This is a genomic window from Candidatus Obscuribacterales bacterium (assembly GCA_036703605.1).
Classification (GTDB): Bacteria; Cyanobacteriota; Cyanobacteriia; order RECH01; family RECH01; genus RECH01.
Window position 1 is genome coordinate 1 of sequence record DATNRH010000061.1, and the last position, 1271, is coordinate 1271.

A 1271-nucleotide genomic window follows, 5' to 3' on the forward strand; every position below is an offset into this window, starting at 1 on the left:
TCAAATAGATCATAAACGACATACCCCGTCAAGCTCTTTAGTCAAATAGATCACATATCCCGCAATTAATTCTAGTCTTGCGTTGCCAGGGAATTGACTACAACTGTAAGAATAAGCCCAGATTGCTCCTATCTATAGAGGGACCGACAAAAACACCCCATTCCCACCTCAACGGCCCATCCCTAAGTTATTGATACTACAAACGTAAGAAATAAGCTTGACAGCGCTTTTCCCTCTGTTTATAACGAGGAATGGCAACGCGCATGACGAGTTGAACACTCCCCTGCCTACCCTCACATTGCCAACGCTTTGCCCTTGACAAGCCAAACGACTGACTACAATCGTAGGACATGGGAACGGCTCAACGGAGAAATCTGCGCAAGCAAGCGCAACGGACAAGCGAGTCAATCGCATTTCCCCCAGACCTCTATGAAGGGACGGACAGGCAAGCCATCGAAAGCACAAGCGAATTGATGGCGGCCAACATGCAAAGCACAAGCAAGGGGAGACGACCGATCCTCCCCTTCACGCTCCCCGTCTACTTGTCACCCGCGCATGGCCGTTGCCCACAAGCCCCCGGACAGTCCTGCGTAGGGACCGTTAAAGGCAATCCCCACCGGACAAGCCCGAGCCTAGGCTTTGCCCCTTGGCAGCTAGTCAAGCGTTGGTTCATGCGGGTCCGGCAGCTTTTCAGACGGGGGGGAGGGGGTCGGAAAGCGGCCAGGGTCGGGGATGAGTATACATAACCCCCCATTCAAAAAATAGGACTCTACGATGGCTTTAACTCCAGAAGAACTAATGGCCCCTATGACCAAGGCTGAACGGACGACCCTCAAGAGGAAGTATCCTAATTACTCGCCTTCAAAAGTGGCTATGGCAGCCATTAGGATGCGGCTGGTTTTAAGCGATGGGGATGACCTCAGCGAGACGCTGAAAGCTTACTGGGGAGATATTAAGAAAAATAGCCTCTCTTGATGCCCTTTGTTAACTGAACACGCATGACTGAACCCGTAGACACGAGCCCATCCGACGGCGTGAACTTTCCTGAAGTGGACGACGATGCGTGGCAGGCGGACAAGCTGGCCTTAGTGGAGGAGATCCAGGAGGCGATGGACAAGGTGGCCGCTGAGAAGGCGGGCATTGGCATCAAGAGCATCAGCCGGTCCAACAAGGGGAAGGTGGTGAATATCCTGATGGCCTTTTCGAGGGGGTCCACGCAGAGCAAGATCTGCAGGGACTACGGGTACAACTGGGACACTGTGGCGGCGTTG

General features: G+C 53.3%; 2 protein-coding genes. Both read left to right on the forward strand.

Annotated elements, in window-relative coordinates; all coding sequences use genetic code 11:
• The first annotated feature begins 774 nt into the window (after window positions 1-774).
• Entirely contained in the window at window positions 775-975 is a 201-nt protein-coding gene (locus V6D20_01320) for a hypothetical protein (GenBank protein ID HEY9814438.1), read from the forward strand.
• 23 nt (window positions 976-998) lie between these two features.
• The coding region (locus V6D20_01325; GenBank protein HEY9814439.1) for a hypothetical protein at window positions 999-1271 on the forward strand (273 nt) is incomplete at its 3' end.

Bases quoted from the DNA above. Each gene is read 5' to 3' on its own strand.
- V6D20_01320 (HEY9814438.1), top strand. From the start codon at position 775: ATGGCTTTAACTCCAGAAGAACTAATGGCCCCTATGACCAAGGCTGAA.